This is a genomic window from Streptomyces recifensis, from assembly GCF_002154615.1.
GTDB classification, from domain to species: domain Bacteria; phylum Actinomycetota; class Actinomycetes; order Streptomycetales; family Streptomycetaceae; genus Streptomyces; species Streptomyces griseoluteus.
In genome coordinates this window covers 1-6,963 of sequence record NZ_MUNH01000522.1, presented here as the reverse complement: position 1 = coordinate 6,963, position 6,963 = coordinate 1, and the positions used below count along the sequence as shown (strand labels likewise).

The 6,963-nt window shown below is 68.7% G+C and carries 4 protein-coding genes and 1 pseudogene; 1 reads left to right on the top strand and 4 read right to left on the bottom strand.

Annotated features, from left to right (window positions below; genetic code table 11):
* Positions 1 to 80: 80 nt before the first annotated feature.
* A complete protein-coding gene (locus CCN33_RS24835) occupies positions 81 to 1,514 on the bottom strand; it encodes a M1 family metallopeptidase (protein WP_425275868.1) in 1,434 nt (477 codons plus the stop codon).
* Between the two features lie 189 nt (positions 1,515 to 1,703).
* Between CCN33_RS24835 and CCN33_RS24830 the strand changes: the two are divergent.
* Positions 1,704 to 1,930: pseudogene (locus CCN33_RS24830) on the top strand (IS5/IS1182 family transposase); the annotation flags it as partial.
* Positions 1,931 to 2,023: 93 nt separating this feature from the next.
* Here CCN33_RS24830 and CCN33_RS24825 read toward each other — a convergent pair.
* The 3 genes from CCN33_RS24825 to CCN33_RS24815 all read right to left on the bottom strand — a co-directional run bounded on the left by CCN33_RS24825 (position 2,024) and on the right by CCN33_RS24815 (position 6,942).
* Positions 2,024 to 4,096, bottom strand: a complete 2,073-nt coding sequence (locus tag CCN33_RS24825) for a glycosyltransferase (protein WP_244173928.1) — start codon at positions 4,094 to 4,096, stop codon at positions 2,024 to 2,026.
* Between the two features lie 1,303 nt (positions 4,097 to 5,399).
* On the bottom strand, positions 5,400 to 6,155 hold the full coding sequence (locus CCN33_RS24820) for an SDR family oxidoreductase (protein WP_086695709.1): 756 nt from the start codon (positions 6,153 to 6,155) through the stop codon (positions 5,400 to 5,402).
* A 67-nt stretch (positions 6,156 to 6,222) separates the two neighbouring features.
* A complete protein-coding gene (locus CCN33_RS24815) occupies positions 6,223 to 6,942 on the bottom strand; it encodes an SDR family oxidoreductase (protein ID WP_086695708.1) in 720 nt (239 codons plus the stop codon).
* Positions 6,943 to 6,963 lie beyond the last annotated feature (21 nt).

The window sequence follows — 6,963 nt, the reverse complement described above, 5'->3', positions numbered from 1 at the left end:
CTCGGCGCCACGATGACGGTCGGTCACCGTCATCGTGGCGCCGAGGGGGTTCGCCCGTCACCCGCGAGCGGAGTGCGACTTCAGCGGATGCGGTGCTTCCGCCAGAAGGGGCCGAGGTCCCTGTGCGTCATCGACTGTGCGGCCTTCTTGAAGTCGACGGTGGTGGAGACGCCGTACCAGTGGTCGTGGGCGTACTTCTTGATGAGGCGCGCCATGGTGCCGGCCCCGAGGACGTGCTCCAGGTCGGCCAGGACGCAGGGGCCGATCCCGTACACGACCTGGGAGTACTCGCCACGGTGTGCAGACCAGTAGGCCATCGAGTTGGTGAGCGCGGCGGTGGCGCTCGGCCAGGAGTCGTCCGGCGAGCACTCGAACCCGTCCCAGCGGTAGTAGCGCGCGTTGGCGTACTGAGCGAAACTCTCGTCCAGCCAGGGTGAGTTGTACTCGTCGTTGCCCACGACGCCGTACCACCACTGGTGGGCGATCTCATGGACGGTGGCGCCGCCCTCCTTCGCGGTGCCGAGGATGACCAGGCCGGGGTACTCCATGCCGCCGGCGAACCCGGGGGTCATCACGAGGTCTATCTCGCCGTACGGATAGCGGCCGAACTCCCTGCCGAACCGGTCGATGGCGGCGACACCGTCCTTGCGGTTGAGGCGGACGCCGGCGGCGGGCGTGTTCGGCGACCAGTACGACTTCACTCGCACGCCGTCGGGCGAGGTCTGGGTCGCGGTGCGGAACGGGCCCGCCGCCCATGCGAAGTCCCGCGCCCGCTTGGCGACGCTGTGGGTGACCGTACGCCCGGTGCCGCCCGGGCGGGTCCATGTGCTGCCGGTCGCCGGGACCTTGAGGGCGGACGGGTGGTCGAGGCGCACCCGGAAGTCGCTCGCGAGGGTGTAGAAGCTCTCGCCGTATGACACATACGGATCGAGGTGCCACCCCCTCACGTCGTGCACGGCGAGGACCGGCAGTGCGTTGCCCAGGAAGCGGAACGCGCCTTCGCGGCCGAAGCGGTTGTTGCGTGCGGGCACGGTGAGGGCCACGTCGAAGGAGACGGCCGTCCGCTCACCGCGTGCGAGCGGCCTCGGCAGAGCGATGCGCAGCGCCGTGCACTTCACGCCGGGGCGGTCCGGAGTGCCGCCGCGCACGTGGGAGACACGGACGGGGGACGGTCTTCCGGATGTCCCGCAGCCGTCCTCGCCATTGCCCCATAGGCGTATGTACACCTCACGCAGAGGTCGGCTGGAGGCGTTGCGGAAGGACACCGTCTGCCGGCCCGCCCAGTGGGAGCCGTCGGCGTCTGCGCGCAGCTTCACGTCGTAGCGGGGGCGGTCGGGCGTCGCGGGTTCGGCCGCGCTCACCGCGGAGCCGGGCGCCGGGCCGGACGGCGTGCCGGCCTCGGCCACGGTGGAGCCTGCTGTCGCGAGCAGCGTCAGCAGGGCGGCCAGCAGACGGCGACCGGTTCTTGAGGGGCCCGTGGGCGACGAAGGTAACGAAGGCACGGCAGACGACATGACAGGCGACATGCCAGCGGATCTTGTCACAGGGTTCCCACGGCCGACACAGGCCCGCGCGAAGAGGGGAGGTCGCCTCCGCTTGGGCGGCCAAAAGGCCAGGGTACGCAGGGGATGTTCGCTGTACGTCGGCGCACAGTGCGGTCTTCTCAGCAATGTGACAGTTGCGCTACGTGACGAGCCGTCAGTGTCGACGGCAGCCGTCTGGCCCGACTCGCCCGCGACAACGGCATCGCGACCCCGACCGCGTACCGCTACCTGCACGAAAGGCTGACCGTGCTCGCCGACCACGCGCCCGACCTGTCCGCCGCTCTGGAGCGGGCGGCAGCGGCGGCCTACCCCCCCTCAACCTGGACGGCACCGTCATCCGCACCGGGGGTGTGGCCGCGGCGGGACCAGGTGCGGGTGGTCGGCGGCGGGGCGAGCGACTGGGCCCGAATCAACCAACAATGTTGATGCGTCTTCTGGGCCCTGCCTCGCCGCCGTGCCCTACGGTCGCGGCCGCGCGGTCACAGCCGAACGGTCTTCACCGAGAACTGACTGAGCGACGTGAAATACGGCCGCAGTTCGGTCTCCCTGCGGGGGGCCGGCGGGGGAGGCGTCACCGCCTCGGCGGGCCGGGCCTTGCGCAGCCCTAGGCGTAGCATGGACGGCCGCGGGCTGGGACCGGCGGCAGTGTCGGTTGGGGCAGGCGTCTCGTCGACGGTGGTCACCACGGGTCGGGGGAAGGTGAACACGTCGATGGGCTGGAGGACGTCCGTGGCCAGTTTCGCCAGGGCCACGCGGGGCTCCCCGGCGTCGGGTCGGACGAAGAAGTCCCAGATGACGTCCGTGCCCTCGGCGTCGGTGTGCTCGTCCGCCAGAGTCCGGCAGTCGATCACTGTCCTGAGCGCGCCTTCCCCGGTTTTCTCCACGGTGAAGGTCAGGTGGCGCTTCTTGTTCCGGCGATGCCGGGCTTCCACCACCGCGCCCGGACCCAGCGCCGTACCCCACACGTCGGCCCGCAGTTCGATGGTGCGCTCGTCCACGCGGACCGCGCCCACCTCGGCGTGGACCTCGCGCAGCGCGCTGCGTACGTGCAGCCGGCCGTTCTCGTTCCGGTACGGCAGCAGCAGCGCGAGCGCGTGGCCGTGCGGCCGCGGCAGCTCGACGGCGAGCAGGTCCTGAGTGTCGCAGCCGTAGCCGTCGGTACCGAGCGGCACCTCGGCGCCGGAGGGGGTGGCGAGGAAGGCGCCCCAGGTGCCGTGGGGGAGGGCCGTGTCCCAGGGGACCAGGGCCTGGCCGTCGGCCGACAGTGCGAACCGGTGCTCTAGGAGGTTCTTGCCACCGTCCTTGCGCAGCACCAGGTCGGCGCCGTGGGCGTCCAGGGGGAGTGGGCCCACCTCGACGTGCAGATTGCCTTGGGTGTCGACGCGGGCGGTGGCGTGCCGGGGCAGCGCCTTGCGGGCGAACGCCAGCTCCAGGACGGCCTCGAACCGCTCTCGGCTGCCCGTCTCGTGGAACCGCTCGGCGTTGCGGACAGCGCTCTCTGCCATCGTCCGGCGCAGTCCGTCGTCCCGCACCAGCCGCAGGATGGCCTCGGCCATCGCGCCCGCGTCATCGCACGGAACGATCAGGCCGTCCTCACCGTCGGTAAGGATGTTGCGCGGCCCATGGTCGGCGTCGGTGCTGACGACGGGCAGCCCGGCCGCCATAGCCTCCACGAGGACATTGCCGAACGCTTCCCGCATGGAGGGCAGCACGAAGATCGCGCCCTTGGCGAACTCGGGGGTGACGGGGGCGACCTGCCCCATCAGCAGGAGGTGGTTGGAGAGCCCCAACTCGTGGATGCGGGCCTTCAGCCGGGACTTTTCGGCCCCGTGTCCGTAGATACGAAGTGTCCAGTCCGGAGCCTGGGCGTGTACCTGGGCAAAGGCTTCGACCAAGAGGGCGTGGTTCTTGTTCTCGGTGAGGTGACCAGCGGAAATGACGAGCTTGTTGGCGCCCCGGGAGCGGACCGGCGCGGTAGGCACACAGTTGGGCATGACGGCGAGCCGGTTGCGGACCGCCGGCACCTGCTCCCCGAGGGCGGCGACCTCCTCGGGGGTGAGCGCAGTCAGGGCATCCAGGGACAGGTAGGCCGGGAAGAGCCTCTCCTTGATGTCATCCGGATAGATGGCCGGCATCGAGTGCTCCTGGGCCACCTTCAGATAGCTCCCCCGGCTCTGCGCCAGCATGACCGTGATGCGGGGGCTGGAGCTGACGACGACGTCGGCGTCCGTGGTGTCGAGGTACTGCAGCAGCCGCACCTCGGCGAGCCGGCTTACTACGGGCTTCTTCGCGTCGACGTTGAGCGGGTAGATGAGCGGGAACTTTTCGATCAGCGGATCATCCAGATCGCAGACCGGCGAGTGCGGCCGCAGATCGCTCAGCGCTCGCACGGACACCCTCGGGTCGAGGGGGAAGTACGACTCGTCGCGCACCTTGCGCAGAGCGACGATTTCCACCTGGTGCTTCTCCGCCAGCGCCCCGGCGAGAGCCTGTGTGGCGCTGACCACACCCCCCATGTGGCAGAGGTCGCGAACCAGGAATGCGATCTTCACTATTTGTTCCTATCCAGCCGCCGTCCGCGCCGCCCTTCGGCGTGGTCCAGCAGATCAGAATTAAAACGATAAGAGAAAGTTGTTCACTTGACCAGCATTGATTACGCCTCCGCGTGAGGCGGCAGACAAATTCGCCGAAAGGCCGACAGGTCGGTGGCTTGCCAGTCATCACCGCTGACAGCGCCGTCGGCGAATAACTCACCTACTGGCTGAACGGCGTTGCCGTTCAGCGGCTTCGCGACAATACCTACACCCGGGCGATGGATTCCAATGGGATCGCGGCCGATCATCTGCTTGGCGACGGAATTGATGCAATTTCCCATACGGCTGGCCCGGGTATTGTCACGCTTTCCACAGGCGAGCCGATATGCGCAATTGACTCGCCAGCATCCAACCGATGTCAATATCACATCGGAATCTAATACGGGTAAGACGAAGCTTCAGGTTCCATGAAAGTATCACGATCTTTCAGTGCCCGTCACGTGAAGATCAGGTAACGCCTCGCTGGCCAGGCAAGGCGCAATGCGCAGAGGGTGTGTTTTGTTAATTATAGGAGAAATGGTTAACTCCGGTTGATTGGGGCGGTATGTCGTGTAGTTGTGCGTTTTCGCATATCTGTTATGGGAGCGTCAGCTTCTCGACGTCCTTGACGATCTCTGTGACATGCGGCTGCTGTGGCGTGGTGTACGGATCGGCCTGTGTCCCCCCAGCTGCACGTCCTGGTCATGCACCGCCGCGCACGCCTTCCCCAACGACCCACTTGTCCGATGCGCCTCATGGCGGCAAGATCCGCACCCAGACCGACCACGCTCAAGCGTGTCCAGCAGCATGCGGCTGCGCTGCGTCGGCTCATGCCGCAGTTGCTCACCGCTGAGGGTGCCGAGCTCATTGCCCGCTGTCGCCAAGGCTGAACCGCGACGACGGGATCCTCACGCAGCCGATGCGGCGGAGCAGCAGCGCCGCGCCACACAGAGAAAGGCAGAGTGGGAAGCCGTAGCCGAAGCGGCCCGCATTAAGGTCGGTGCGGAGCCGGAGCACGACTACGAGCCAGGCCGGGACCGCGGCTGGTTTTGCCGGCGACCCTGATCCGGCACCCGGCGCGCCACGGGTCCCGGGGGATCAGCGACCTCCGGGACCCGGACTGCGACCATGGGTCGCTCCGCGACCGGGGGTAACGCCTCGGATCGGAGCGGGGTGAACGATGCCGCGAATTGGCGGTGCACACCCGCCTGGGCCGGCTCGGCCCACGGCCTGGCCTGCGTCCCGGGGCGTCCCATGCGGTCGACACCACCCGTGCGCGCGCTCAATGCCCGAGGAGCTGTTGTCCACCATCGATGTCGTACGTGGCACCGGTGAGCGCGTCGTTGCACATGATGTGCGTGGCCAGAGAGGCGACGTCGTCGGCGTCGACGACCCGGCCGATGGGCAACGAGGCGCGCAGTTCCTCGCGGCGCGCTTCCAAGTGTTCGCCGAGGAGGGACGCGGACAGGGGTGTGTCGACGAAGCCGGCGGCGATGAGGTTCACGCGGACGGGCGCCAGTTCGAGTGCGAGGTTCGCGGTGAGGGCGGGAAGAGCGGCGGTCAGCGCGGCGGTGACGGCGAGGCCGACGGCCGGGCGTCGCGCGCCCGTACCGCCGATGAACAACAGCGTTCCTGCGGGGCGGACCTTCTCCCGGCTGCACAGGGCGACAGCGAGGCTCATGGTCAGACGGTCGGTGAAGTGACGGTGGGCCTGGGCGAGGTCCATGTCGCCCAGGGGCATGTAGAAGGGCCGGCCGGCCGTGAGGATCACGTGGTCGACCGGGCCGGTCAGCTCGCGGAAGAACAGCTCGAGGTGGTCGGTGTCGGTCGCGTCGAAGGCCGCCGTGCCCGCGGGCTGGAGTTCGCGTGCGGCCTGTTGCAGCCGCTCGGGGTCACGTCCGGTCAGCACGACCTGACCCCCCTCCGCGCGCACACGGCGAGCGGTCGCCAGCCCCATGCCGGCGCTGCCGCCGATCACCACCACGGTCTGCCCTGCGAGGGCGCCGGCGGCGTCGTGCGGTGGCGTGCTGTCAGTCATCGGAACCTCCGACGGGCGTGCGATCCGGCACCACGGGCTCCCAGGTGCAAAGCCGTCCCCGACGGGGTCACACGAGGGACGAGCCGCCGCGCAATTGCGGGTAGAGCGCCTCAGGTCCCTGGGACAACGCGGCCTGCACGCGCCCGCTGACGTCATCGGCGAGAACCTCGGGCCACCCTGCCTCGACTCCCTCCAGGGTCGCGCGGGCCACTGCGGCAGGGTCCGCCTTCGGCCCCGTGACGGCCGCAGCCATGTCTGTCGCGAGGTAGCTCACGTGCAGGGCGGTGACCTGTGTCCCCTGTTCCGCCAAAGCCAGCCGCAGGGCGTTGGTCATCGACCACTCCGCGGACTTGGCCGCGGCATACCCCGCACTGGCCGTGATCGACACCCAGGAAAGCACCGAGAGGACGTTGACGATCGCCCCGCCGCCGTTGCGGCCGAGGAGCGGGGCGAAAGCCCTGCTCATCGCGAGGGTGCCGAACACATGTGTCTCGAACTCCGTACGGAAGGAGTCCAGTTCCGTGGTGAGGATGTGTGCCCGGGTCGTGGATCCGGCGTTGTTGACGAGGAGGGTCACGTCCGGTGCCTGTTCGGCCGCGGCCAGGACCGAGGCATGGTCGGTGATGTCCACGGCGACGGGCACGGCCTCGGGCACCGTCACCTTCGCCGGATCGCGGGCTCCGGCATAGACCTTGGCCGCGCCCGCTTCGAGCAGCGCTCGCACGAATTGCTCACCCAGCCCGCGGTTGGCACCGGTCACGAACGCGACTGATCCATCCACCTTCATGCGTGGACCCTTCCGGAAGGG